This window comes from Pseudomonas pudica (assembly GCF_015680405.1).
Classification (GTDB): domain Bacteria; phylum Pseudomonadota; class Gammaproteobacteria; order Pseudomonadales; family Pseudomonadaceae; genus Aquipseudomonas; species Aquipseudomonas pudica.
Genome location: NZ_JADLJS010000010.1, coordinates 50,806 through 75,057 on the forward strand (window position 1 = coordinate 50,806; position 24,252 = coordinate 75,057).

Annotated in this window: 23 protein-coding genes and 1 other RNA gene; 18 read left to right on the forward strand and 6 right to left on the reverse strand. The window is 63.6% G+C overall.

The genetic code is table 11. The features are described 5' to 3' along the window. Positions 1-3 precede the first annotated feature (3 nt). The 5 genes from IRZ77_RS10165 to IRZ77_RS10185 form a co-directional block, all read right to left on the reverse strand. Complete coding sequence (locus tag IRZ77_RS10165; RefSeq protein WP_046616516.1) at positions 4-222, reverse strand: YgdI/YgdR family lipoprotein; 219 nt, start codon at positions 220-222, stop codon at positions 4-6. Positions 223-387: 165 nt separating this feature from the next. Continuing rightward, a complete protein-coding gene (locus IRZ77_RS10170) occupies positions 388-966 on the reverse strand; it encodes a BON domain-containing protein (RefSeq protein ID WP_063913315.1) in 579 nt (192 codons plus the stop codon). Next, a complete protein-coding gene (locus IRZ77_RS10175; RefSeq protein WP_012274070.1) occupies positions 963-1,556 on the reverse strand; it encodes a phosphoheptose isomerase in 594 nt (197 codons plus the stop codon). The genes IRZ77_RS10170 and IRZ77_RS10175 overlap by 4 nt, the downstream gene beginning before the upstream one ends. 85 nt (positions 1,557-1,641) lie before the next feature. Next, positions 1,642-2,013 carry a YraN family protein gene (locus IRZ77_RS10180; protein WP_013974121.1) on the reverse strand — a complete coding sequence of 124 codons (372 nt, stop codon included), beginning with the start codon at positions 2,011-2,013 and terminating at the stop codon, positions 1,642-1,644. Beyond that, positions 2,013-3,830: a penicillin-binding protein activator gene (locus tag IRZ77_RS10185; RefSeq protein WP_196173463.1), complete on the reverse strand. Its 1,818-nt coding sequence runs from the start codon at positions 3,828-3,830 to the stop codon at positions 2,013-2,015. Before IRZ77_RS10185 ends, IRZ77_RS10180 begins: the two co-directional genes overlap by 1 nt. A 186-nt stretch (positions 3,831-4,016) precedes the next feature. Here IRZ77_RS10185 and rsmI point away from each other — a divergent pair, with 186 nt between their 5' ends. The 18 genes from rsmI to lpxC all read left to right on the forward strand — a co-directional run bounded on the left by rsmI (position 4,017) and on the right by lpxC (position 23,437). Further along, positions 4,017-4,892, forward strand: a complete 876-nt coding sequence (rsmI, locus tag IRZ77_RS10190) for a 16S rRNA (cytidine(1402)-2'-O)-methyltransferase (protein ID WP_043935900.1) — start codon at positions 4,017-4,019, stop codon at positions 4,890-4,892. Between the two features lie 67 nt (positions 4,893-4,959). Continuing rightward, positions 4,960-5,319, forward strand: an RNA gene (rnpB, locus tag IRZ77_RS10195) — RNase P RNA component class A. Positions 5,320-5,627: 308 nt separating this feature from the next. Then, complete coding sequence (gene mraZ / locus IRZ77_RS10200; RefSeq protein ID WP_004575120.1) at positions 5,628-6,083, forward strand: division/cell wall cluster transcriptional repressor MraZ; 456 nt, start codon at positions 5,628-5,630, stop codon at positions 6,081-6,083. Continuing rightward, entirely contained in the window at positions 6,080-7,027 is a 948-nt protein-coding gene (rsmH, locus tag IRZ77_RS10205) for a 16S rRNA (cytosine(1402)-N(4))-methyltransferase RsmH (RefSeq protein WP_408003934.1), read from the forward strand. Before mraZ ends, rsmH begins: the two co-directional genes overlap by 4 nt. Beyond that, positions 7,024-7,317: a cell division protein FtsL gene (gene ftsL / locus IRZ77_RS10210; RefSeq protein WP_025340552.1), complete on the forward strand. Its 294-nt coding sequence runs from the start codon at positions 7,024-7,026 to the stop codon at positions 7,315-7,317. The genes rsmH and ftsL overlap by 4 nt, the downstream gene beginning before the upstream one ends. After that, positions 7,317-9,059, forward strand: coding sequence for a peptidoglycan D,D-transpeptidase FtsI family protein (locus IRZ77_RS10215; RefSeq protein WP_161797638.1), 1,743 nt, complete (start codon positions 7,317-7,319; stop codon positions 9,057-9,059). The genes ftsL and IRZ77_RS10215 overlap by 1 nt, the downstream gene beginning before the upstream one ends. Next, on the forward strand, positions 9,059-10,546 hold the full coding sequence (gene murE, locus IRZ77_RS10220) for a UDP-N-acetylmuramoyl-L-alanyl-D-glutamate--2,6-diaminopimelate ligase (protein ID WP_108480668.1): 1,488 nt from the start codon (positions 9,059-9,061) through the stop codon (positions 10,544-10,546). The genes IRZ77_RS10215 and murE overlap by 1 nt, the downstream gene beginning before the upstream one ends. Further along, a complete protein-coding gene (locus IRZ77_RS10225; RefSeq protein ID WP_085601203.1) occupies positions 10,539-11,906 on the forward strand; it encodes a UDP-N-acetylmuramoyl-tripeptide--D-alanyl-D-alanine ligase in 1,368 nt (455 codons plus the stop codon). Before murE ends, IRZ77_RS10225 begins: the two co-directional genes overlap by 8 nt. Beyond that, positions 11,906-12,988 (forward strand): phospho-N-acetylmuramoyl-pentapeptide-transferase, encoded by a 1,083-nt coding sequence (gene mraY / locus IRZ77_RS10230; protein WP_025340548.1) that lies wholly within the window; start codon positions 11,906-11,908, stop codon positions 12,986-12,988. Before IRZ77_RS10225 ends, mraY begins: the two co-directional genes overlap by 1 nt. Positions 12,989-12,994: 6 nt before the next feature. After that, positions 12,995-14,341: a UDP-N-acetylmuramoyl-L-alanine--D-glutamate ligase gene (murD, locus tag IRZ77_RS10235; protein ID WP_046616555.1), complete on the forward strand. Its 1,347-nt coding sequence runs from the start codon at positions 12,995-12,997 to the stop codon at positions 14,339-14,341. Continuing rightward, positions 14,338-15,552 (forward strand): putative lipid II flippase FtsW, encoded by a 1,215-nt coding sequence (ftsW, locus tag IRZ77_RS10240; protein ID WP_046616524.1) that lies wholly within the window; start codon positions 14,338-14,340, stop codon positions 15,550-15,552. The genes murD and ftsW overlap by 4 nt, the downstream gene beginning before the upstream one ends. Continuing rightward, the gene (gene murG, locus IRZ77_RS10245; RefSeq protein ID WP_046616525.1) at positions 15,542-16,621 is read left to right on the forward strand and encodes an undecaprenyldiphospho-muramoylpentapeptide beta-N-acetylglucosaminyltransferase; all 1,080 of its coding nucleotides are present in this window, start codon (positions 15,542-15,544) and stop codon (positions 16,619-16,621) included. Before ftsW ends, murG begins: the two co-directional genes overlap by 11 nt. Beyond that, positions 16,614-18,062 (forward strand): UDP-N-acetylmuramate--L-alanine ligase, encoded by a 1,449-nt coding sequence (gene murC / locus IRZ77_RS10250; RefSeq protein WP_046616527.1) that lies wholly within the window; start codon positions 16,614-16,616, stop codon positions 18,060-18,062. The genes murG and murC overlap by 8 nt, the downstream gene beginning before the upstream one ends. Then, the gene (locus tag IRZ77_RS10255) at positions 18,059-19,015 is read left to right on the forward strand and encodes a D-alanine--D-alanine ligase (protein ID WP_023661967.1); all 957 of its coding nucleotides are present in this window, start codon (positions 18,059-18,061) and stop codon (positions 19,013-19,015) included. Before murC ends, IRZ77_RS10255 begins: the two co-directional genes overlap by 4 nt. A 5-nt stretch (positions 19,016-19,020) precedes the next feature. Then, the gene (locus IRZ77_RS10260) at positions 19,021-19,890 is read left to right on the forward strand and encodes a cell division protein FtsQ/DivIB (protein ID WP_046616529.1); all 870 of its coding nucleotides are present in this window, start codon (positions 19,021-19,023) and stop codon (positions 19,888-19,890) included. A gap of 14 nt (positions 19,891-19,904) precedes the next feature. After that, on the forward strand, positions 19,905-21,161 hold the full coding sequence (gene ftsA, locus IRZ77_RS10265; RefSeq protein WP_015271706.1) for a cell division protein FtsA: 1,257 nt from the start codon (positions 19,905-19,907) through the stop codon (positions 21,159-21,161). Between the two features lie 55 nt (positions 21,162-21,216). Then, entirely contained in the window at positions 21,217-22,413 is a 1,197-nt protein-coding gene (ftsZ, locus tag IRZ77_RS10270) for a cell division protein FtsZ (protein ID WP_003251871.1), read from the forward strand. A gap of 112 nt (positions 22,414-22,525) precedes the next feature. Next, positions 22,526-23,437 carry a UDP-3-O-acyl-N-acetylglucosamine deacetylase gene (gene lpxC, locus IRZ77_RS10275; RefSeq protein WP_003260771.1) on the forward strand — a complete coding sequence of 304 codons (912 nt, stop codon included), beginning with the start codon at positions 22,526-22,528 and terminating at the stop codon, positions 23,435-23,437. A gap of 47 nt (positions 23,438-23,484) precedes the next feature. On the opposite strand, the gene IRZ77_RS10280 is transcribed toward lpxC, so the two are convergent. Further along, the gene (locus tag IRZ77_RS10280) at positions 23,485-23,940 is read right to left on the reverse strand and encodes a DUF721 domain-containing protein (protein ID WP_085601205.1); all 456 of its coding nucleotides are present in this window, start codon (positions 23,938-23,940) and stop codon (positions 23,485-23,487) included. Positions 23,941-24,252: the final 312 nt, after the last annotated feature.

Here is a 24,252-nt window from a genome sequence, read left to right on the forward strand (position 1 = left end):
GGCTTACAGGTCGCTGATGGTGCGTACCTGATCCTTGTTGATGCGGGTACGCTTGCCGTCGAGTTGCTGGAACTCGTAGAAGCCGGCGTCGCGGTCGAACTTCGGTGCGTCGACGGCCTGGATTTCACGGCCATCGTTGAGGGTGATCAGGCTTGGGGTGGAGCAGCCGGCCAAGGTGGCGAAAGTGCCGAACAGCAGGGCGGGCAGCAGAAGCTTTTTCATGCGGTGTTTCCTGGATTTCTGAAAGGTGGGGCAGTGTTGTCGCCTGTGCTGGCCTTTTCGCGGGTAAAGCCGCTCCCACACAGGAATACAACAAGCCTTGAAAGCTGTGAGATCCCTGTGGGGGCGGGTTTACCCGCGAAGAGGCCGACGCAGGCAATCAGTGAATCAGTCGATGTACTCGAACAGCTTGACGATCTTCTGCACACCCGACACGCCCTGTACCACGGCCGTGGCCGAGTTGGCCTCCTGCTGGGTCACCAGGCCGAGCAGGTAGACGATGCCGTTCTCGGTAATCACCTTGATACGCGAGCTTGGCACGGCATTGTCGGTCAGCATCTGGGCTTTGATCTTGGTAGTCAGCCAGGCGTCGTTGTTGCGGGCCAGGATGGAGGAGGGCTGCATTACCTGCAGCTCGTTGTGCACTTTCTTGACCCGCTGTACCTGGCTGGCAGTCTGCTCGGCAAGGCTCTTGAGGTCGGCGCGCGGGGTCTGGCCGGCCAGCAGAACGATGCCGTTGTAGCTGCTGACAACGATGTGCGAACCTTTGTCCAGGTCAGGGCTGGCTTTGGCGATGTTGACCGAGGCCTTGGTTTCGATCAGCGAGTCGTCGATCTTGCTGCCGATGGTGCGAGTGCCGCGATCGTCCTCGATCGGCGAATTGCGGGTAGAGGTCAGTACCGAGCTGCAACCAGTGACGCTCAGGCACAGGGTCAGGGCCATAAGGCCGAGGCGCATAGGGGTCATTCTTCACTCCCGAACAGTTGGCTGTCGATCAGATCACACAGGCAGTGGATCGCCAGCAGGTGGACTTCCTGGATACGCGCGGTAACCGTCGAAGGCACGCGGATTTCCACGTCTTCGGGCAGCAGCAACGAAGCCATGCCGCCGCCGTCGCGACCAGTCAATGCTACGACAATCATTTCACGGTCATGTGCGGCCTGGATCGCCTGGATCACGTTGGCCGAGTTGCCGCTGGTAGAGATCGCCAGCAGAACGTCACCGGGCTGGCCCAGCGCGCGGATCTGCTTGGAAAAGACTTCGTTGTAGCTGTAGTCATTGGCGATCGAGGTCAGGGTGGAGCTGTCGGTGGTCAGCGCAATGGCCGGCAGGCTCGGGCGTTCGCGCTCGAAGCGGTTGAGCAGCTCCGAGGAAAAGTGCTGGGCATCGCCAGCCGAGCCGCCGTTGCCGCAGGCGAGCATCTTGCCCTCGTTGAGCAGTGCATTGACCATGACCAGGCTGGCCTGCTCGATGTGCGGTGCCAGGATGTCCATTGCCTGTTGCTTGGTATCGATGCTGGCCTGGAACAGCCGGCGAATTCGGGATTGCATGTCCATCTGGTGACCTTAAGTGGGGCGGTGGCCTTTGCTACGCGCAACAACGACCAGCCCGCGAAACATAGAGCAAAAAAACGGAGTGGGTTCAGCATTCGAAGGCGTTTTTCAGCCATTGAAGCGGTCTGCCTGCATGGTGGCTGCCCTGCAGGGCGACTACGTCGAAGCGGCAAGGGTGGTTGCCCCAGTGGGGCTCCTTCTGCAAGAACAGGCTGGCGGCAAGCACCAACCGTTTCTGCTTGCGCCCGTCGATACTGCCGAGGGCGCCACCGAAGCCGGCGTGCAACCGGTAGCGGACTTCGACGAATACTACTGTATCGGCGTCGAGCATGACCAGATCAAGCTCACCGCCTTTGCATCGCCAGTTGCGCGCCAGCAGTTGCAGGCCCTGCCCTTGAAGGTACTCAAGGGCCTGGGTTTCCGCTGCCTGGCCGGCGCTGGTAGGCGACGCTGCTGCCATCAGCGAGCGGTATCAGGCAGGCGCTGGACCTGGCCGCCGACGAACTCGGCCCAAGGCAGCTGGCGCTCGACACGCTGGTTGGCGTTCATGCTCAGGCTGCCCGAAAGGCCCAGTACGCGATTGTCCGGCAGCGCTTTCAGCTGGCCCAGGCGCGGCGCCAGGCTGTAAGCGTCGACGCCCATGGCATACAAGCGGCCCAGGCTGCCGGCGGCTTGCGGCCACTGCTGCACGACCTGCTGGCGCAGGCTGTTGCTGGTATCGAGCAGCCACGGGGTTTCGCAGAAGCGGATACCGTTCATGTCTTTGTACTGGTTGACGTCACCACTGGCACTGTACAGGTTGGAGGTGGCGTAGACCGGTACGTCACCGGCGTATTGGAAGTTCAGGGTCGGCTTGATCTGCTGCGCCTGTTGCGGGGTCGAGGCGAGGAAGATGAAGTCGATGTCCTGGCGGCGCGACGGCTGTGCGGCGATGCTGCCGCCTACCGTGCTCTGCAAGCTCTTGGCGCGGCCTTCGCTCTGGCGCAGCTGGAACAGGTCGGCAATCTGCTGTGCCAGTGCAACCGGCTGGGCGATGCGCTCGGCGGCGAGCAGGGTGCCACCGTTGCCTTCCCAGTCCTGGCGGAAGGCGGCAAGCACGCGGTCGCCCCATTCGCCGCTCGGCACCAGGGCCACGGCGCGGACCATGCCATCGGCGCGGGCGCGGCGGGCCACTTCACGGGCTTCGTCTTCGGCAGCCAGGCCGAACTGGAACAGTTGCGGCGGCGCCTTCTGGCCGGCGTCGGCGTAATTCAGGGCCAGGGTGGTGATCGGTAGTTGTGGCTTGGCAGCCAGTTGCTTGACCAGCGGTTTCTCCAGCGGGCCGATGACCAGCTGTACGCCTGCGGCCTGTGCCTGGCGATAGAAGTCGTCGAGCGAGCCGATGCGCGAACTGTCGAATACCTGCACGGCTGGCGCCTGCTGGCCGGCTTGCTGAGCCTGGAAGTGCGCAGCCATGAAGCCGTCACGCAGGGCGCGGGCAACACCAGCCAGTGGGCCTTCCTGGGGCAGCAGCAGGGCAATCTTGGTCAGCGCCTGGCTGGCCAGTTCCTTGAGCTTGGTCAGTGCCAGCGGCAGTTGCTGGGCGGCCGGGTGGTCAGGGTGCTGTTTGACCCAGGCGTCGATAGCCGCTTGCTGCTGCTCCAGGGTGCCGGCACTTTTTACCGCGAAGGCCAGGCTGGTCCAGCCGGCCAGGGTCTGGTCGTTGCCAGGCTGCTGCAATTGCTCTGCCGGCAGCGAGGCGACCAAGGCCCAGATGGCGTCATTGTTGGCGCTGGCGGCCTGGCCGCTGAGCAGCGGAGCCAGCAGCACGCGCTGTTGCGCGGCGGCCAGGGTCTGGCCATCGGCTTCGAGGGCGGCCGCGTGCACGCTGTAGGTGCGTGCTTGTAGGTCTTCCGGCAGTTCGGCGACGCGCTGCAGGCTGGGGTGGGCCAGGGCGGTCAGTGCAGCCTTGGGCTGGTTGCGGCTCATGGCCAGCTCGGCACCGAGGGTGCTGGCGAACACTTGCTGGGCCGGCTTGAGCGTTTCCAGCGGCACCAGCTCGAGAATGCGTGCGGCGCGTGGGAAGTCCTTCTGCTTGTAGGCCAGGTCGGCTGCGCTCAGGCGCAGCAGCGCGGCGTCTTCCGCGGACTTGCTGGACGCCGCCTTTTCGAGCAGTTGCTCGATGCTGGCGTCCGGGGTGCGCGGCAGCTCGCCCAGGCTGGATGAGGGCGAGCTGGCGCAGGCTGCCAGCAGGGCGGCAAGGCAGAGGGCTGTGAACAGCCGCAGGCAAGCGATCATGTAAAGGTCCTGTTACTCGATCAAGTTGGCCGGCAATTGTACCCAAGCGCTGGCCGGGGCGCGATGTTGCCGTGTCGATCCTTCACTATAGGTGGCCTGCCATCGGTCGTCGGCGAAGTTCTTTGCGCCCTGTTGCAGGCGCTCGGGCTACAATGGCGCCTTTGATCCGAACGACAGGTGTGCGCAGTGACTGATGTGGCAGGGGCTTCGAAATCCACCGTGGGGACGCTGTATGTGGTCGCAACCCCCATCGGCAACCTCGACGACATGAGTGCCCGGGCGCTGAAGGTGCTGGCGGACGTGGCCCTGATCGCGGCGGAAGATACTCGTCACTCGATCCGCCTGTTGCAGCACTTCGGCATCGACACGCCGCTGGCAGCCTGCCATGAGCACAACGAGCGTGATGAGGGCGGTCGTTTTCTCACCAAGTTGCTGGCGGGCGAAAATGTGGCGTTGGTCTCCGATGCCGGCACGCCGCTGATTTCCGACCCGGGGTACCACCTGGTTCGCCAGGCGCGGGCTGCGGGTGTGAACGTGGTGCCGGTGCCGGGCGCCTGCGCTCTGATCGCCGCGCTGTCGGCGGCCGGCCTGCCTTCGGACCGCTTCATCTTCGAAGGCTTCCTGCCGGCCAAGGCAGCGGGGCGCCGGGCGCGCCTGGAGCAAGTAAAGGAAGAGCCGCGCACGCTGATCTTCTATGAGGCCCCGCACCGTATTCTGGAATGCCTCGAGGACATGGAGGCGGTGTTCGGTGGAGAGCGCCCGGCGCTTTTGGCGCGCGAGCTGACCAAGACCTTCGAGACCCTCAAGGGCCTGCCCCTGGCCGAGCTGCGCGCGTTCGTTGCCGGTGACAGCAATCAGCAGCGTGGTGAGTGCGTGGTGCTGGTCGGTGGCTGGAGTGCGCCGGAGGGCGAGCAGGCAATCAGTGCCGAAGCGCAGCGGGTACTCGACCTGCTGCTGGCCGAGTTGCCGCTCAAGCGGGCAGCGGCGCTGGCTGCGGAAATTACCGGGGTGCGCAAGAACCTGCTCTATCAACTTGCTCTGGAAAAGCAGAAAGCCGAGTAGTGGCAAATTGATATAGATGTCGGTATTGCTTGTTCTCGGGCGCGCGTGCCGTTAATCTTGGCGGCGGAGAGTCGATCGGACAGTCGCTGCCTGCTTTTGTTCCGCAACAGCAGGGGGAGGAAAGTCCGGGCTCCATAGGGCAGAGTGCCAGGTAACGCCTGGGAGGCGCGAGCCTACGGAAAGTGCCACAGAAAATAACCGCCTAAGCACTTCGGTGCCGGTAAGGGTGAAAAGGTGCGGTAAGAGCGCACCGCACGGCTGGCAACAGTTCGTGGCTAGGTAAACCCCACTCGGAGCAAGACCAAATAGGGTTCCATCAGGCGTGGCCCGCGTCGGAACCGGGTAGGTTGCTAGAGGCGTCCAGCGATGGCCGTCGTAGAGGAATGACTGTCCTCGACAAAACCCGGCTTACAGATCGACTCTCCACCTTTCCCTCCCTGCTTTATTCGATAGCAGATGCCCTCTGGTAATACCGAAAAAATCTTACTCTTAATAAATCACTTTAACTTTGAACTCCATCCGCTTGCGTGGGTTTGATTTTTCTCGTGTTTTTTTCCCCTCGGTAGTCCTTCCGCATTCCTTTATTGCGCTAAATCTCGGTCCTGTAAGGCTTTTCCTTCCGAACGTGCCTTGACGGTGCTGCGGGCGGATTCCTATAGTGTGCGCAAGTGGCAGAAAGTGGGATGAAGTGGGTTTTCTGGCACAAAAAAGCTAACATTGTGGGGAATCGCAGCCGTGTTCCGCGGAGCCAACGCCGTCAGCCTCGATGCCAAGGGCCGTCTCGCCATGCCGAGCCGGTACCGTGACGAGCTCGATTCGCGTTGCAATGGTCAGCTGATCGTGACCATCGACGCCGTTGACCCCTGCTTGTGTGTTTATCCCCTCGATGAGTGGGAACAGATAGAAGCCAAGTTGCGTGCCTTGCCATCGTTGCGTGAGGAAAACCGCCGCCTGCAGCGTTTGCTGATCGGTAATGCGGTTGACCTGGAGCTCGATGGCAGCGGGCGTTTCCTGGTGCCGCCCCGTCTGCGTGAGTACGCCAAGCTCGACAAGAAGGCGATGCTGGTGGGGCAACTGAACAAATTCCAGCTGTGGGATGAAGATGCCTGGAACGCGGTTTCGGCAGCCGACCTTGCAGCTATTCAACAACCGGGCGCCATGCCCGACGAATTGCGTGACCTGATCCTGTGACCATAGATAGCGGCTTCAACCACATTACCGTCCTGCTCGACGAAGCTGTCGAGGCATTGGCCCTGCGCGCCGACGGTTGCTATCTGGACGGCACTTTCGGCCGTGGCGGGCACAGCCGGCTGATTCTCAGCAAACTCGGGCCGCAAGGGCGGCTGCTGGGTTTCGACAAAGATCCACAGGCGATTGCCACGGGGCAAGCGCTGGCGGCCGAAGACGGCCGCTTTGTCATTGTGCAGCGCAGCTTTGCCGAGCTGGGCTCGGAAGTGGCTGAGCGCGGCCTGGATGGCAAGGTCAGCGGCGTATTGCTGGACCTGGGCGTTTCCTCGCCGCAGCTGGATGACCCCGAGCGTGGCTTCAGCTTCCTCAATGATGGCCCGCTGGACATGCGCATGAACCCGGATCAGGGCATCAGCGCCGCCGAGTTCATCGCCACTGCACCTGAAGAAGAAATCGCCCGCGTGTTCAAGGAATACGGCGAAGAGCGTTTCGCCAAGCGCATGGCCCGCGCCGTGGTGCAGCGCCGTGAACAGCAACCGTTCACCCGCACCAGCGACCTCGCCGAGGTGCTGAAGGTGGCCAACCCGGCATGGGAGAAGGGCAAGAGCCCAGCGACCCGCGCCTTCCAGGGGCTGCGCATCCACGTCAACAACGAACTCGGTGATCTGGAGGCAGGCCTCGAGGCCGCGATCAATGCGCTGGAAGTGGGTGGCCGCCTGGCAGTCATCAGTTTCCACTCGCTGGAAGACCGTATCGTCAAGCTGTTCATGCGCAAGCTGGTCAAGGGCGAGGCCGACAACCTGCCACGCAACCTGCCGGTTCAGCACAAGGCCTTCGAGCCGAAAATCAAGCTCATCGGCAAGGCCCAGTTCGCCTCCGAAGCTGAGCTCAAAGCCAATCCGCGGGCGCGCAGCGCCGTGATGCGGGTGGCGGAGAAGCTGCGGTGAGCAGGCTGTTTGCCAAACCCTTGCCAGGCGGAAGCTTCCTGATGCTTCTGCTGTTCGTTGCCGTGCTGATTTCGGCCATCGCCGTATCCTACAGCGCGCACTGGAACCGTCAGTTGCTCAACACCCTTTACGGCGAGTTGAACGAGCGCGACAAGGCCCAGGCCGAGTGGGGCCGGCTGATCCTCGAGCAAAGCACCTGGACCGCCGCCAGCCGCATCGAAAACCTGGCCTCCGAGCAACTGAAGATGCGCGTACCTTCGGCTGACGAAGTACGGATGGTGGCGCCATGATGAAGCTCGAAGGCGCACTCTACCCATGGCGCTTCCGCGTGGTGATCGGCTTGCTGGCGCTGATGGTCGGTGCCATCTGCTGGCGCATCATCGACCTGCAGGTGGTCGACCGTGACTTCCTCAAGGGCCAGGGCGATGCGCGCAGTCTGCGTCACATCCCTATTCCGGCTCACCGCGGGCTGATCACCGACCGTAATGGTGAACCGCTGGCAGTCAGTACCCCGGTCACCACCTTGTGGGCCAACCCAAAGGAAATGCAGGCCTCCAAAGACCGCTGGCCACAGCTGGCCGCAGCACTGGGGCAGAACCCGCAGCAGTTGGCCGAGCGCCTGACCCAGCAGGCCAACAAGGAGTTCATCTACCTGGTTCGCGGCCTGACCCCGGAGCAGGGCCAGCATGTACTCGACCTGAAGGTGCCGGGCGTTTACGGCCTGGAAGAGTTCCGTCGCTTCTACCCGGCCGGTGATGTCACCGCGCACATGGTCGGCTTCACCGACCTCGACGATCACGGTCGCGAAGGAGTGGAGCTGGCCTATGACGAGTGGCTGGCCGGCGTACCCGGCAAGCGGCAGGTGATCAAGGACCGGCGCGGTCGGCTGATCAAGGACATCCAGGTAACCAAGAACGCCAAGGCCGGGAAGACCTTGGCGTTGTCGATAGACCTGCGCCTGCAGTACCTGGCCACCCGCGAGCTGCGCAACGCCATTGCCGAACAGGACGCCAAGGCCGGTAGCCTGGTGATCATGGACGTCAAGACCGGTGAGGTCCTGGCCATGGTCAACCAGCCGACCTACAACCCCAACAACCGCCGCAGCATGTTCCCGGCCGCCATGCGTAACCGCGCGATCATCGACGTGTTCGAGCCGGGCTCCACGGTCAAGCCGATCTCCATGAGCGCGGCGCTGGAAAGTGGCCGCTGGAAGCCGACCGACAAGGTCGAGGTGTATCCGGGCAGCCTGCAGATCGGACGCTACACCATCAAGGACGTGTCCCGGAGCGAGGGGCCGATCCTCGACCTGACCGGTATCCTGATCAACTCCAGTAACGTGGGCATGAGCAAGATCGCCTTCGACATCGGCGGCGAGGCCATCTACCGGGTCATGTCCCAGGTCGGCCTGGGCCAGTACACCGGCCTTGGCTTCCCCGGCGAGCGCGTCGGCAACCTGCCCAACCACCGCGAGTGGCGCAAGGCCGAGACCGCGACCCTGTCCTATGGCTATGGCGTGTCGGTGACCGCCCTGCAGCTGGTGCATGCCTACGCGGCGCTGGCCAACGACGGCAAGATGGTGCCGTTGTCGATCCTCAAGGTCGACAAGGCCCCGGAAGCCGTGCAGGCCATTCCGAAGGAAACCGCCGAAACCGTCCAGGGCATGCTGCAACAGGTGATTGAAGCGCCACGTGGCGTGTTCCGCGCCCAGGTGCCGTTCTACCACGTGGCCGGCAAGTCCGGTACCGCGCGTAAAGCCACCGTGGGCTCCAAGGGCTACACCGAAAACGCCTACCGCTCGCTGTTCGCCGGCTTCGGGCCGATGAGCGACCCGCGCTACGCCATCGTCGTGGTCATCGACGAACCAGGCAAGGGCGGCTACTTCGGTGGCCTGGTTTCGGCGCCGGTGTTCAGCAAGGTCATGTCCGGCACCCTGCGCCTGATGAACGTGCCGCCAGACAACCTGCCGCCACCAGCACCCGTCGAACAATCGCAAGTCAATGCAGCAGCAACAGCCAAGGGAGGGCGTGGATGATGACAATGCCATTGAGCAAGCTTTTCGCTCACGCCAGCCGTGACCCGCTGATCCGTGAACTGACCCTGGACAGCCGCAATGTGCGCCCGGGTGATCTGTTCCTGGCCGTGCCGGGCACCAAGGTCGATGGCCGCGAGCATATCGCCGATGCCCTGGCCCGTGGTGCCGCCGCCGTGGCCTACGAAGAGCAGGGCGCCAGGGTCCTGCCGATCACCGATGTGCCGCTCATCCCGGTCAAGGGCCTGATCGCCCAGCTTTCGGATATCGCAGGTCGCTTCTATGGCGAACCGAGCCGCCAGCTGAATCTGGTGGGTGTGACCGGTACCAACGGCAAGACCAGCGTTACCCAGCTGGTGGCCCAGGCGCTGGACTTGCTTGGCCAGCGTTGCGGCCTGATCGGCACCCTGGGTACCGGCTTCTATGGTGAGCTGCAGAGTGGCCGCCTGACCACGCCCGACCCGATCGCCGTGCAGTCGACCCTCAACGACCTCAAGAAAGGTGGCGCCAAGGCCGTGGCCATGGAGGTTTCCTCCCATGCCCTGGAGCAGGGCCGGGTCGCCGCGCTGGAATTCGACATCGCGGTCATGACCAACCTGTCCCGCGACCACCTGGACTACCACGGCAGCATGGAGGCCTACGAGGCCGCCAAGGCCAAGCTGTTCGCCTGGCCGAGCCTGCGCTGCCAGGTGGTCAACCTGGATGACGATTTCGGCCGCCGCCTGGCCGCCGATTTTGCCCGCCGCCCGAGTGTCGACCATATCGAGACCCGGTTGCTCAGCTACAGCCTGGAGAACTCGGAGGCCTCGCTGTACTGTCGTGAAGCCGTGTTCAATGACGATGGCGTGCGGGCCACCCTGGTCACCGCCCAGGGCGAACGTACCCTGCGCAGCCAGTTGTTGGGCCGCTTCAACCTGAGCAACATGCTCGCCGCCGTGGCGACCCTGTTGGCGCTGGACTATGCGCTGGACGAAATCCTGAAGGTCACCCCGCAGCTGCAGGGGCCGATCGGCCGCATGCAGCGCCTGGGTGGGGGCGACAAGCCGCTGGTGGTGGTCGACTACGCGCATACTCCGGACGCCCTGGAGAAAGTGCTCGAAGCCCTGCGCCCGCACGCGCACGGCAAGCTGCTTTGCCTGTTCGGCTGCGGCGGCGACCGAGATCGCGGCAAGCGCCCGCTGATGGCCGAAGTGGCCGAGCGCCTGGCCGATCGCGTGCTGGTCACCGACGACAACCCTCGTACCGAAGACCCGCTGCGCATTTTCGATGACATCCGTCCCGGTTTCGCCAGGCCTGCCGAGGTCGAGTTCGTTGCCGGTCGTGGCGAAGCCATCGCACACCTGATCGCCACTGCCGCTGCCAATGATGTGATCGTGCTGGCCGGCAAGGGGCACGAGGATTACCAGGAGATCAATGGCGAGCGCCATGACTTCTCCGATTTGACCGAGGCCGAAAAGGCACTTGCAGCCTGGGAGGCTCCACATGCTTAAGCCGATGTCACTCAGCCAGCTGACCAGAACGCTGGGTGGTCAACAAGTCGGTGCCGATGCCACCTTCACTGGCGTCAGTATCGACAGCCGCAGCGTTGGCGCCGGGCAACTGTTCGTCGCCCTGGCCGGCCCGCGCTTCGATGGCCACGACTACCTTGCCGACGTTAAGGCCAAGGGCGCTGTCGCGGCCCTGGTCGAGCGTGAAGTGGCCGATGTCGACCTGCCGCAGTTGCTGGTCGCCGATTGCCGCCTGGCCCTCGGCCAGCTTGGCGCGCTGAACCGTGCTGCCTTCGACAAGCCGGTGGTGGCCATCACCGGTTCCAGCGGCAAGACCACGGTCAAGGAAATGCTCGCCAGCATTCTGCGCACCCGTGGCCTTGTGCACGCCACCCGCGGCAACCTGAACAACGACCTCGGTGCGCCGCTGACCCTGCTGGAGATCGCCCCCGAGCACAGCGCCGCGGTGATCGAGCTGGGTGCCTCGCGCATTGGCGAGATCCGCTACACCGTCGGCCTGACCCAGCCCCAGGTGGTCATCATCAACAACGCCGGTACCGCCCATGTTGGCGAGTTCGGCGGCCCGGAAAAGATCGTCGAAGCCAAGGGCGAGATCCTCGAAGGCCTGGGCGAGGGTGGTATCGCCATCCTCAACCTGGACGACAAGGCCTTTGATATCTGGAAGGCACGCGCCGGCACGCACAAGGTCTTCAGCTTCGCCCGCAGCAATGCAAAGGCCGATTTCCATGCCAGCGACATCGGTCGCGATGCGCGTGGTTGCCCGTCGTTCAAGCTGCATGGCGCTGGTGGAGTGGTAGACGTGCAGCTCAATGTGCTTGGTGAGCACAACGTCAGCAACGCCCTTGCTGCCGCCGCTGCTGCCCATGCCGTTGGTCTGACCCTGAGCGGCATCGCTGCCGGCCTGGCTGCCGTGCAGCCGGTCAAGGGCCGTACCGTGGCGCAGATCGCGCCGAACGGCGTGCGTGTGATCGACGACAGTTACAACGCAAATCCCACCTCCATGTGCGCGGCCATTGATATACTCGCCGGCTTTTCCGGACGCACCGTCCTGGTGCTTGGAGATATCGGCGAACTGGGGCAATGGGCGGAAGAAGGCCACCGTCAGGTGGGTGACTACGCGCGTGGCAAGGTCGACGCCCTGTATGCAGTGGGTTCCAACATGACATACGCGGTCAAGGCGTTCGGCGCCAATGGTCGCCATTTCGCTACTCAAGCTGAGCTTATCGACGCGGTTGGCGCCGAGAATGCCAGCGACACCACTATCTTGATCAAGGGCTCGCGCAGCGCTGCGATGGAAAACGTCGTGGCGGCATTGTGCGGTGCCAGCGGGGAGAAACATTAATGCTGCTGCTGTTGGCCGAGTATCTGCAACAGTTCCACAAAGGCTTCGCGGTCTTCCAGTACCTGTCCCTGCGCGGGATTCTGGGTGTGCTGACCGCGTTGTCCCTGGCGCTGTGGCTGGGGCCGTGGATGATCCGTACCCTGCAAATCCGCCAGATCGGCCAGGCCGTACGTAACGATGGCCCGCAATCGCACCTGTCCAAGTCCGGCACCCCGACCATGGGTGGGGCGCTGATCCTGTCCGCCATTGCCGTCAGCACCCTGCTGTGGGCCGACCTGACCAACCGCTACGTGTGGGTGGTGCTGATCGTTACCCTGGCATTCGGTGCCATCGGCTGGGTCGATGACTACCGCAAGGTGATCGAAAAGAATTCGCGCGGCCTTCCAAGCCGCTGGAAGTACTTCTGGCAGTCGGTGTTCGGCCTGGCTGCAGCCATCTTCCTGTACAAGACCGCGCCGACCAGCGTCGAAACCACGCTGATCCTGCCGTTCATCAAGGATGTCACCATTCCGCTGGGCATCGGCTTCGTCGTGCTGACCTACTTCGTCATTGTCGGTTCGAGCAACGCGGTCAACCTCACCGACGGCCTCGACGGCCTGGCGATCATGCCGACGGTGATGGTCGGCGGCGCCCTGGGCATCTTCTGCTACCTGTCGGGCAACGTGAAGTTCGCCGAATACCTGCTGATCCCTTATGTGCCAGGTTCGGGCGAGCTGATCGTGTTCTGCGGCGCGCTGATCGGTGCCGGGCTGGGCTTCCTGTGGTTCAACACCTACCCGGCGCAGGTATTCATGGGTGACGTCGGCGCGCTGGCCCTGGGCGCCGCGCTGGGCACCATCGCCGTGATCGTCCGCCAGGAAATCGTGCTGTTCATCATGGGTGGCGTGTTTGTCATGGAAACCCTGTCGGTGGTGATCCAGGTTGCCTCCTTCAAGCTGACCGGCAAGCGCGTGTTCCGCATGGCGCCTATCCACCACCACTTTGAACTCAAGGGCTGGCCAGAGCCACGGGTGATCGTCCGCTTCTGGATCATCACCGTGATCCTGGTGCTGGTCGGCCTTGCCACCCTGAAACTGAGGTAGATGAGCGTGTCCCTGATCGCTTCCGACCAATTCCGCATCGTTGTCGGCCTCGGCAAGAGCGGCATGTCCCTGGTTCGCTTCCTGGCGAGCCGGGGCATTGCCTTTGCGGTCGCCGACACCCGCGAGCAACCGCCGGAACTGGACACCCTGCGCCGTGATTACCCGCAGGTGGAAGTGCGCTGTGGTGAACTGGACGTGGACTTCCTGTGCCGCGCCAACGAGCTGTACGTCAGCCCTGGCCTGGCCCTGGCCACCCCGGCCTTGCAGCAGGCGGCCGCACGTGGCGTGAAGCTGTCCGGTGACATCGAACTGTTCGCCCGCAACGCCAAGGCCCCGATCATCGCCATCAGCGGCTCCAACGCCAAGAGCACGGTAACCACCCTGGTCGGCGAAATGGCCGCCAAGGCTGGCAAGCGCGTAGCGGTGGGCGGCAACCTCGGTACCCCGGCGCTGGACCTGCTGGCCGATGACGTCGAGCTGTACGTGCTGGAACTGTCCAGCTTCCAGCTGGAAACCACCGACCAGCTCAACGCCGAAGTGGCTACCGTGCTGAACATCAGCGAAGACCACATGGACCGCTACAGCGGCCTGCCGGCCTACCACCTGGCCAAGCACCGGATCTTCCGTGGTGCCCGCCAGGTCGTGGTCAACCGCCAGGACGCCCTGAGCCGACCGCTGCCGGTGGAAGGCCGCCCATGCTGGACCTTCGGCCTGAATCAGCCGGACTTCAAGGCCTTCGGCCTGCGCGAAGTGGACGGCGAGAAATACCTGGCGTTCGAGTTCGAGACGCTGATGCCTGCACGTGAGCTGAAGATTCGCGGTGCCCACAACCAGAGCAACGCCTTGGCGGCGCTGGCTCTGGGGCATGCTGCCGGCCTGGCGTTCGAGCCGATGCTCGAGGCGCTGCGCGAGTTCGGCGGCCTGGCCCACCGTTGCCAGTGGGTGCGCGAGCGCAATGGTGTGAACTGGTACGACGATTCCAAGGCCACCAACGTCGGTGCTGCCCTGGCCGCCATCGAAGGCCTGGGTGCCGACATCGAAGGCAAGCTGGTGCTGATCGCCGGTGGCGATGGCAAGGGCGCCGACTTCGCCGCGCTGCGCGAACCGGTCAAGCGCTTCTGTCGCGCCGTGGTGCTGCTCGGCCGTGATGCCGAGCGCCTGGCCGAAGCCCTGGGCGATGGCGTGCAACTGGTCCGCGTCAAGACCCTCGACGACGCCGTGCAGCAATGCGCCGAACTGGCCCAGGCGGGTGATGCAGTACTGCTGTCGCCGGCGTGCGCCAGCCTCGACATGTTCAAGAACTTCGAAGAACGCGGGCGCCTGTTCGCCCAGGCAGCGGGAGGCCTTGCATGATCTTTGGCATCCTCAAGCCCTATCCGTCGCCGCTGATCAGCGGCCGTGGCATCGATCTGGACTTCGCGATGCTCGCTGGCTGCCTGGCATTGCTGGGCCTGGGCCTGGTGATGATCACCTCGGCGTCTTCGGAGGTGGCTGCGGTGCAGTCGGGCAACCCTCTTTACCACATGTTCCGCCACCTGGTGTACGTGTTCCTCGGCCTGGTCGCCTGTGGCGCCACCATGCTGGTGCCGATCGCCACCTGGCAGCGCATGGGCTTCCTGATGTTGCTGGGTGCCTTCGGCCTGTTGGTACTGGTGCTGGTACCGGGTATCGGCCGCGAAGTGAACGGGTCCATGCGCTGGATCGGCTTCAGCTTCTTCAACGTGCAGCCTTCGGAAATCGCCAAGGTGTTCGTGGTCATCTACCTGGCCGGCTACCTGGTGCGCCGGCAGACCGAGGTACGCGAAACCTGGATGGGCTTCTTCAAGCCGTTCATCGTGCTGCTGCCCATGGCCGCCCTGCTGCTGATGGAGCCGGACTTCGGTGCCACCGTGGTAATGATGGGCGCGGCGGCGGCCATGCTGTTCCTCGGCGGCGTGGGGCTGTTCCGCTTCAGCCTGATGGTGGTGCTGGCGGTGGTCGCGGTGTTCGTCCTGGTACAGGCGCAGCCTTACCGGATGGCGCGCCTGATTACCTTTACCGACCCGTGGTCCGACCAGTTCGGCTCGGGCTACCAGCTGACCCAGGCGCTGATTGCCTTCGGCCGTGGCGAGTGGCTGGGCGTTGGCCTTGGCAACAGCGTGCAGAAGCAGTTCTACCTGCCTGAAGCGCACACCGACTTCGTGTTTTCGGTACTGGCCGAAGAACTCGGCGTGGTCGGCTCGCTGCTGACTATCGCGCTGTTCGTATTCGTGACTGTGCGTGCCCTGTACATCGGCCTGTGGGCCGAAAAAGCCAAGCAGTTCTTTGCCGCTTATGTTGCCTTCGGCCTGGCCTTCCTCTGGATCGGCCAGTTCCTGATCAACATCGGTGTGAACGTCGGCCTGCTGCCGACCAAGGGCCTGACCCTGCCGTTCCTCAGCTACGGGGGCAGCTCGCTGGTGATTTGCTGTGCCTGCGTGGGCCTGTTGCTGCGAATCGAGTGGGAAAGCCGCACGCACCTGGGCAGTGAGGAACACGAATTCAGCGAAAGCGATTTTGCCGAGGAGACCAATCATGGCCGCTGACGGCAAGAACGTACTGATCATGGCGGGCGGTACCGGGGGCCACGTGTTCCCGGCCCTGGCCTGCGCCCGTGAATTCCAGGCGCGCGGTTACAGCGTGCACTGGCTGGGCACTCCGCGTGGTATCGAGAACGAACTGGTGCCCCAGGCCGGCCTGCCGCTGCACCTGATCCAGGTCAGCGGCCTGCGCGGCAAGAGCAAGCTGTCTTTGCTCAAGGCGCCGTTCACCCTGGTCAAGGCCGTACTGCAGGCGCGGCGTATCGTGCGTGAGCTCAAGCCGGTATGCGTGGTCGGCTTCGGTGGCTATGTGACCGGCCCCGGCGGCGTGGCCGCACGCCTGTGCGGTGTACCGCTGGTGATCCACGAGCAGAACGCCCGCGCCGGTACCACCAACCGCCTGCTGTTGCCGCTGGCTGCGCGTGTGTGCGAAGCCTTCCCGGCCACCTTCGCCGCCAGCGACAAACTGCGCACCACCGGTAACCCGGTGCGCCCGGAATTGTTCATGGATACCCTGCGCGCGCCCCTGGCCGAGCGCCGTGCGCGACTGCTGGTGATGGGCGGCAGCCTGGGTTCGGAACCATTGAACAAATTGTTGCCTAAGGCCCTGTCCGAAGTGCCCGCTGCGCTGCGGCCAGAGGTATTCCACCAAGCCGGCAAGCAACATGCGCCGGTCACCGCCGAGCGTTATCGCGAGGCGGGCGTCGAAGCTCAGGTAGAGCCCTTCATCAAGGACATGGCCCAGGCCTATGGCTGGGCCGACATTGTCGTGTGCCGGGCCGGCGCCCTGACCGTCAGCGAGCTGGCGGCAGCGGGCCTGCCTTCGATGCTGGTGCCGTTGCCCCATGCGATCGACGACCACCAGACCCACAATGCCCAATATCTGGCCCGGGAAGGCGCAGCCTTCCTGATGCCACAAGCGACAACTGGCGCAGCGCAGCTCGCTGAACGCCTGAACGAGGTGCTGATGCAACCCGAGAAACTCAACGTCATGGCAGGCACCGCACGGCGCCTGGCCAAACCTGCCGCAACCAGCACCGTGGTCGATATCTGCCTGGAGGTGGCCCATGGTTGAGAGCCAGAAAGCCATGCCCCAGCCGAAGATGGGCCGTATCCGCCGTATCCACTTCGTCGGTATCGGCGGCGTGGGCATGTGCGGCATTGCCGAAGTGTTGCTGAACCTGGGCTATGAAGTGTCCGGCTCCGACCTGAAGGCCTCGCCGGTCACCGAGCGCCTGGAATCGTTCGGCGCCGAGATATTCGTCGGCCACCGCGCCGAGAACGCCGCCACCGCCGATGTGCTGGTGGTGTCCAGCGCCATCAACCCGGCCAACCCGGAAGTCGCCACCGCCCTCGAGCGGCGCATTCCGGTGGTGCCGCGTGCCGAGATGCTCGCCGAGCTGATGCGCTACCGCCATGGCGTGGCCGTTGCCGGCACCCACGGCAAGACCACCACCACCAGCCTGCTGGCCTCGGTGTTCGCCGCAGGCGGCCTGGACCCGACCTTCGTCATCGGTGGGCGCCTGACCGCTGCCGGCACCAATGCCCAGCTGGGTACCAGCCGCTACCTGATTGCCGAAGCGGACGAGAGCGATGCCAGCTTCCTGCACTTGCAGCCAATGGTTGCCGTGGTCACCAACATCGACGCCGACCACATGGCGACCTACGAAGGTGACTTCAACAAGCTGAAGAAGACCTTCGTCGAGTTCCTGCACAACCTGCCGTTCTACGGCCTGGCCGTGATGTGCCTGGATGACCCGGTAGTGCGCGAGATCCTGCCACAGGTCAAGCGCCCGACCGTGACCTATGGCTTCAGCGACGAGGCCGACATCCGCGCCATCAACGTGCGCCAGATGGGCATGCAGACCCACTTCACCGTGCTGCGCCGCGACCGCGAGCCGCTGGAGGTGTCGGTGAACATGCCCGGCAACCACAACGTGCTCAACGCCTTGGCCACCATTGCCATCGCCACCGACGAAGGCATCACTGACGAAGCCATCGTTCAGGGCCTGTCCGGCTTCCAGGGCGTTGGCCGCCGCTTCCAGGTGTACGGCGAACTGCCGGTCGAAGGCGGCAGCGTGATGCTGGTCGACGACTACGGCCACCACCCGACCGAAGTGGCTGCGGTGATCCAGGCCGTGCGCGGCGGTTGGCCAAGCCGTCGCCTGGTGATCGTCTACCAGCCGCACCGCTACAGCCGTACCCGCGACCTGTACGACGATTTCGTCCAGGTGCTGGGCGATGCCAACGTGCTGCTGCTGATGGAAGTCTACCCGGCCGGAGAAGAGCCGATCCCCGGTGCCGACAGCCGCCAGCTGTGCCATAGCATCCGCCAGCGCGGCAAGCTGGACCCGATCTACATCGAGCGTGGCGTCGACCTGGCGCCAGTGGTCAAGCCACTGCTGCGCGCTGGCGACATCCTGATCTGCCAGGGTGCCGGTGATGTCGGCGGCCTGGCCCCTCAATTGATGAAAAGCCCGCTGTTCGCTGGCGCCAAGCAGGAGAAGTCGAAATGACCAGCGCCTACGACAAGCTGCACTCGACCCTGGATGTCAAGGCGTTCGGCCGCGTCGCAGTGCTGTACGGCGGCAAGAGCGCCGAGCGCGAAGTGTCGCTCAAGTCCGGTGCCGCAGTGATCGACGCGCTGACCACCGCCGGTGTCGACGTGGTCGCCATCGACGTGGGTGACGACCTGCTCGATCGCCTGCAAAGCGAGAAGATCGACCGCGCCTTCATCATCCTCCACGGCCGTGGCGGCGAGGACGGCAGCATGCAGGGCCTGTTGGAGTGCCTGGGTATCCCCTACACCGGCAGTGGCATCCTTGCCTCGGCACTGGCCATGGACAAGCTGCGCACCAAGCAGGTGTGGCAGAGCCTGGGCATTCCGACCCCGCGCCACGCGGTGCTGGCCAGCGAAAGCGATTGTTTGCAGGCCAGTACGGAACTGGGCTTCCCGCTTATCGTCAAACCCGCCCATGAAGGTTCCAGCATCGGCATGGCCAAGGTGAACAGCGCCCAGGAACTGGTCGCCGCCTGGCAGGACGCAGCTAAATACGATTCCCAGGTACTGGTGGAGCAGTGGATCCACGGGCCGGAGTTCACCGTCGCGGTATTGCGCGGCCAGGTGCTGCCGCCGATCGCCCTGGGTACGCCACACGTGTTCTACGACTACGACGCCAAGTACATCGCCAACGATACCCAGTATCGCATTCCGTGCGGCCTGGACAGCGTCAAGGAACAGGAACTGATCGACCTGACCGCGCGTGCCTGCGATGCCATCGGTATCGAAGGTTGGGGGCGGCTGGACGTGATGCAGGACGAGCAGGGCCGGTTCTGGCTGCTCGAAGTCAACACCGCACCCGGCATGACCGACCATAGCCTGGTGCCCATGGCGGCCCGCGCGGCCGGCCTGGACTTCCAGCAACTGGTGCTGGCGATCCTGGCCGAGAGCGTGGCGACGCGAGGTTAACGACCATGCAAGGCGCGATGATACGTCAGCAGCAACCCGTTACCGGCCGAAGCAAGCCGGTACCGCGTGGTGCCAGCCGGCTGGTGGCCGACGAGCCCGTATCGGCGCGCCTGCCGCGGCCAAGCTTGGGTGGCCTGAAGCGTCTGCTGTGGCCGGTGGTCCTGGTGGCAGCCGGGTTCGGCGCCTACGAGGGCGCCATTCGCCTGATGCCGTACGCCGACCGGCCGATCACCAAGATCGATGTGCAGGGCGATCTCAGCTACATCAGCCAACAGTCGGTGCAGCAGCGTATCGCGCCCTACGTGGCAGCGAGCTTCTTCAGCGTCGACCTGCCGGCGATGCGCGCAGAGCTCGAGCAGATGCCGTGGATTGCCCATGCCGAAGTGCGCCGGGTGTGGCCCGATGAGGTGGTGATCCGCCTGGAAGAACAGTTGCCGGTGGCGCGCTGGGGTGACGAAGCCTTGCTCAACAACCAGGGTCAGGCTTTCACCCCGCGCGAACTGGCCAACTACGAGCACCTGCCGCAGCTGGCCGGGCCGCAGCGTGCTCAGCAACAAGTGATGCAGCAGTATCAGGTATTGAGCCAGATGCTGCGCCCCCTGGGCTTTTCCATCGCTCGCCTGGAGCTGCGCGAGCGAGGCAGCTGGTTCCTGACCACGGGCGCGAGCAGCGCCGGGCCGGGCATCGAGCTGCTGCTGGGGCGCGACCATCTGGTGGAGAAGATGCGCCGTTTCATTGCCATTTACGACAAGACACTCAAAGACCAGATCAGCACTATCGCCCGCATTGATCTGCGTTACTCCAACGGACTTGCCGTTGGTTGGCGGGAACCGATTGCACCGACGACGGCCCAACCCGCCGTTGCGAAGAATTAGAGAGAGGCAGGACCATGGCAAACGCGCATAGCGGCAAAATGATCGTCGGGCTGGACATCGGCACCTCCAAGGTGGTGGCGCTGGTGGGTGAAGTGGGCGAGGACGGCACCCTGGAAATCGTCGGGATCGGTACCCATCCGTCCCGCGGCCTGAAAAAAGGCGTGGTGGTGAACATCGAGTCCACCGTGCAGTCGATCCAGCGCGCCGTGGAAGAAGCGCAGCTGATGGCCGGCTGCCGCATCCACTCGGCCTTCGTCGGCGTGGCCGGCAATCACATTCGCAGCCTGAACTCCCACGGCATCGTCGCCATCCGCGACCGCGAGGTCAGCCTGGCCGACCTGGAGCGCGTACTCGACGCCGCCCAGGCCGTGGCCATCCCGGCCGACCAGCGCGTGCTGCACACCCTGCCGCAGGATTACGTGATCGACAACCAGGAAGGCGTGCGCGAGCCGCTGGGCATGTCTGGCGTGCGTCTGGAAGCCAAGGTCCACGTGGTCACTTGCGCGGTCAACGCGGCGCAGAACATCGAGAAATGCGTACGCCGCTGCGGCCTGGAAATCGACGACATCATCCTCGAGCAGCTGGCCTCGGCCTACTCGGTACTGACCGACGATGAAAAAGAGCTGGGCGTGTGCCTGGTGGACATCGGTGGTGGCACTACCGACATCGCCATCTTCACCGAGGGCGCGATTCGTCACACCGCGGTGATCCCGATTGCCGGCGACCAGGTGACCAACGACATCGCCATGGCCCTGCGTACCCCGACCCAGTACGCCGAAGAAATCAAGATCCGCTACGCCTGCGCCCTGGCCAAACTGGCTGGCGCCGGCGAGACCATCAAGGTGCCGAGCGTGGGTGATCGCCCACCGCGCGAGCTGTCGCGCCAGGCCCTGGCCGAGGTGGTGGAGCCACGTTACGACGAGCTCTTTACCCTGATCCAGGCCGAACTGCGCCGCAGCGGCTACGAGGACCTGGTGCCGGCCGGCATCGTCCTTACCGGCGGCACCGCCAAGATGGAAGGCGCCGTGGAACTGGCCGAGGAAATCTTCCACATGCCGGTACGCCTGGGCGTGCCGCACAGCGTTCGGGGGCTCAGCGACGTGGTTCGCAACCCGATCTATTCCACCGGTGTGGGCTTGCTCACCTACGGCCTGCAGAAGCAGACCGAAGACCTGCCCCTGACCGGCAACAGCAGCAACAACAGCTATGGCGATGAACCGAAGGCTCCAGTGCTTGAACGCTTCAAGCGCTGGGTCCAGGGCAATTTCTAAGTTTCAAAGCAGTAGTGGTAGGCGCGACAACTAGAGAACTGTAAGGAGAGGGAAAATGTTCGAGCTCGTAGACAACGTCCCGCAAAGCCCGGTCATCAAAGTGATCGGTGTTGGCGGTGGTGGCGGCAACGCCGTGAACCACATGGTCAAGAGCAGCATCGAGGGCGTGGAGTTCATCTGCGCCAACACCGATGCCCAGGCGCTGAAAAACATTGGCGCGCGCACCATCCTGCAATTGGGCACTGGCGTGACCAAGGGCCTGGGTGCTGGTGCCAATCCGGAAGTCGGCCGCCAGGCCGCGCTGGAAGACCGTGAGCGCATCGCTGAAGTGCTGCAGGGCACCAACATGGTGTTCATCACCACTGGCATGGGTGGTGGTACCGGTACCGGTGCAGCGCCGATCATCGCCGAAGTGGCCAAGGAAATGGGCATTCTCACTGTTGCCGTGGTGACCCGTCCGTTCCCGTTCGAAGGCCGCAAGCGCATGCAGATCGCCGATGAAGGCATCCGCATGCTGGCCGAAAGCGTCGACTCGTTGATCACCATTCCCAACGAGAAGCTGCTGACCATCCTGGGCAAGGATGCCAGCCTGCTGTCCGCCTTCGCCAAGGCTGACGACGTACTGGCCGGTGCCGTGCGCGGTATCTCCGATATCATCAAGCGTCCGGGCATGATCAACGTCGACTTCGCCGACGTGCGTACCGTGATGGGTGAAATGGGCATGGCCATGATGGGTACTGGTTGCGCCAGCGGCCCGAACCGTGCGCGTGAAGCCACCGAAGCAGCGATCCGCAACCCACTGCTGGAAGACGTCAACCTGCAGGGCGCCCGCGGCATTCTGGTGAACATCACCGCAGGCCCTGACCTGTCGCTGGGCGAGTACTCCGACGTGGGTAGCATCATCGAAGCCTTCGCCTCCGACCACGCCATGGTCAAGGTCGGCACCGTGATCGACCCGGACATGCGTGACGAGTTGCACGTGACCGTAGTGGCCACCGGCCTGGGCGCGCGCATCGAGAAGCCTGTGAAGGTGGTCGACAACACCCTGCAGACTGCGCAGCAGGCATACGAGGCTTCCAACCCGGCGCCGGTACGCCAGGAGCAGCCTGCGGTCAACTACCGTGACCTGGAGCGCCCGACCGTAATGCGCAACCAGGCCCATGCAGGTGCTGCTGCGGCCGCTAAACTGAACCCTCAGGATGACCTGGACTACCTCGATATCCCGGCATTCCTGCGTCGTCAGGCTGATTAATGGAATTTATCAGGGGTATAAAGGTGATTGGTATTCATCAAAGGTTGGGTCTGTTATCATCCCCAGCCTTTGTTGATACCTGTTCGCAATTTGCGCTGAAGCGGCCAATGCCATGATTAAACAACGCACCCTGAAGAATACCATCCGTGCCACAGGTGTCGGTCTGCACTCCGGGGAGAAGGTTTACCTGACCCTCAAGCCTGCACCTGTTGACACCGGCATCGTCTTCCGCCGCGCCGACCTCGACCCTGTGGTCGAAATCCCGGCGCGTGCGGCCAACGTCGGCGAGACAACCATGTCGACGACGCTGGTCAACGGTGACGTCAAGGTCGATACGGTCGAGCACCTGCTCTCCGCCATGGCGGGCCTGGGCATCGATAACGCCTACGTCGAGCTCTCCGCCTCGGAAGTGCCGATCATGGATGGCAGCGCCGGACCCTTTGTATTCCTGATTCAGTCTGCCGGCCTGGAAGAACAGGACGCAGCCAAGAAGTTCATCCGCATCCTGCGTGAGGTAACCGTGGAAGAGGGCGACAAGCGCGCCACTTTCCTGCCTTTCGACGGTTTCAAGGTGAGCTTCGAGATCGACTTCGATCATCCGGTCCTCAAGGGCCAGACCCAGAGTGCGGTCGTCGATTTTTCCAGCACCTCGTTCGTGAAGGAAGTCAGCCGCGCCCGTACTTTCGGCTTCATGCGTGACATCGAGTACCTGCGCAAGCACAACCTTGCGCTGGGTGGCAGTGTCGAGAACGCCATCGTGGTCGACGAGACCGGTGTGCTCAACGAAGACGGCCTTCGTTCCGATGACGAATTCGTCAAGCACAAGATCCTCGACGCCATTGGCGACCTTTATCTGCTGGGCAACAGCCTGATCGGCGAGTTCAAGGGCTACAAGTCCGGCCACGCGCTGAACAACCAGCTGCTGCGCAAGCTGATTGCCGAAACCGATGCCTGGGAAGTGGTCACCTTCGAAGATGCCAGTACGGCACCGATCTCGTACATGCGCCCTGTTGCGGCCGTGTAAGTTCGAACACTCTCTAGTTCATTGAGGCCACCTTCGGGTGGCCTTTTTTATGGTTTGTCCCGGGCGTGGGCTGCCAATCGTTCCAGTGCTGCGCGCAGCCTTGGGTCAGTGATGCCCTCGGCCGTATCGAGCAGGCTTTCGGCTGCGTTATTGGACAGTTCCGCAGCATGGCCACCACGCTTGGCTGGCACCAGCGGGGGCTGGACCTTGTACAGGATGCGTCTGAGGTTGGCGAACGCTTCCATGGCCTGTAATGCCGACATCAGGCGTTTCTGCTGATAGCGCAGGCGGGTTGCCCAGTGGCCGTCGGTTACCACCAGCAACAATGTGCCATCGCGCCACGACGCCACATGGCAGTGCTCGCGGGCAGCCGGTTGCAACTGGCTTTCCAGCAGACGCTGCAGGTGTTCCAGGCGTTCGGCCTGGTTCAGCAGCAGGCGCAGTGGGCGTACCTGGCGAAGCAGGGCCGAGGGCGGCTGGGCGGGGGAGGGTTTGTAGGCCATGGGGGTACGCATGAGGTTACATGGTCCGCAGTCTAACATCTCCACAGCCTGCACTGGCCTCTTCGCGGGTGAACCCGCTCCCACAGGTACGGCACTGCCTTAGTGTGCAGATGATCCTGTGGAAGCGGGTTTACCCGCGAAGAGGTCGGCACAGATAACAAAAGACAAGACTCATTCTCGATACGTTTCATCTTCCCGAACCTTGAACTCAAGGAAAATGCCCCTATCTAAAACAAGCCCCCGCCAAAACGCTGTACAAGCATCGTGGAAATCCACCACTTTCCTCACCATCGTTTCCGGGTAGAATGCTCG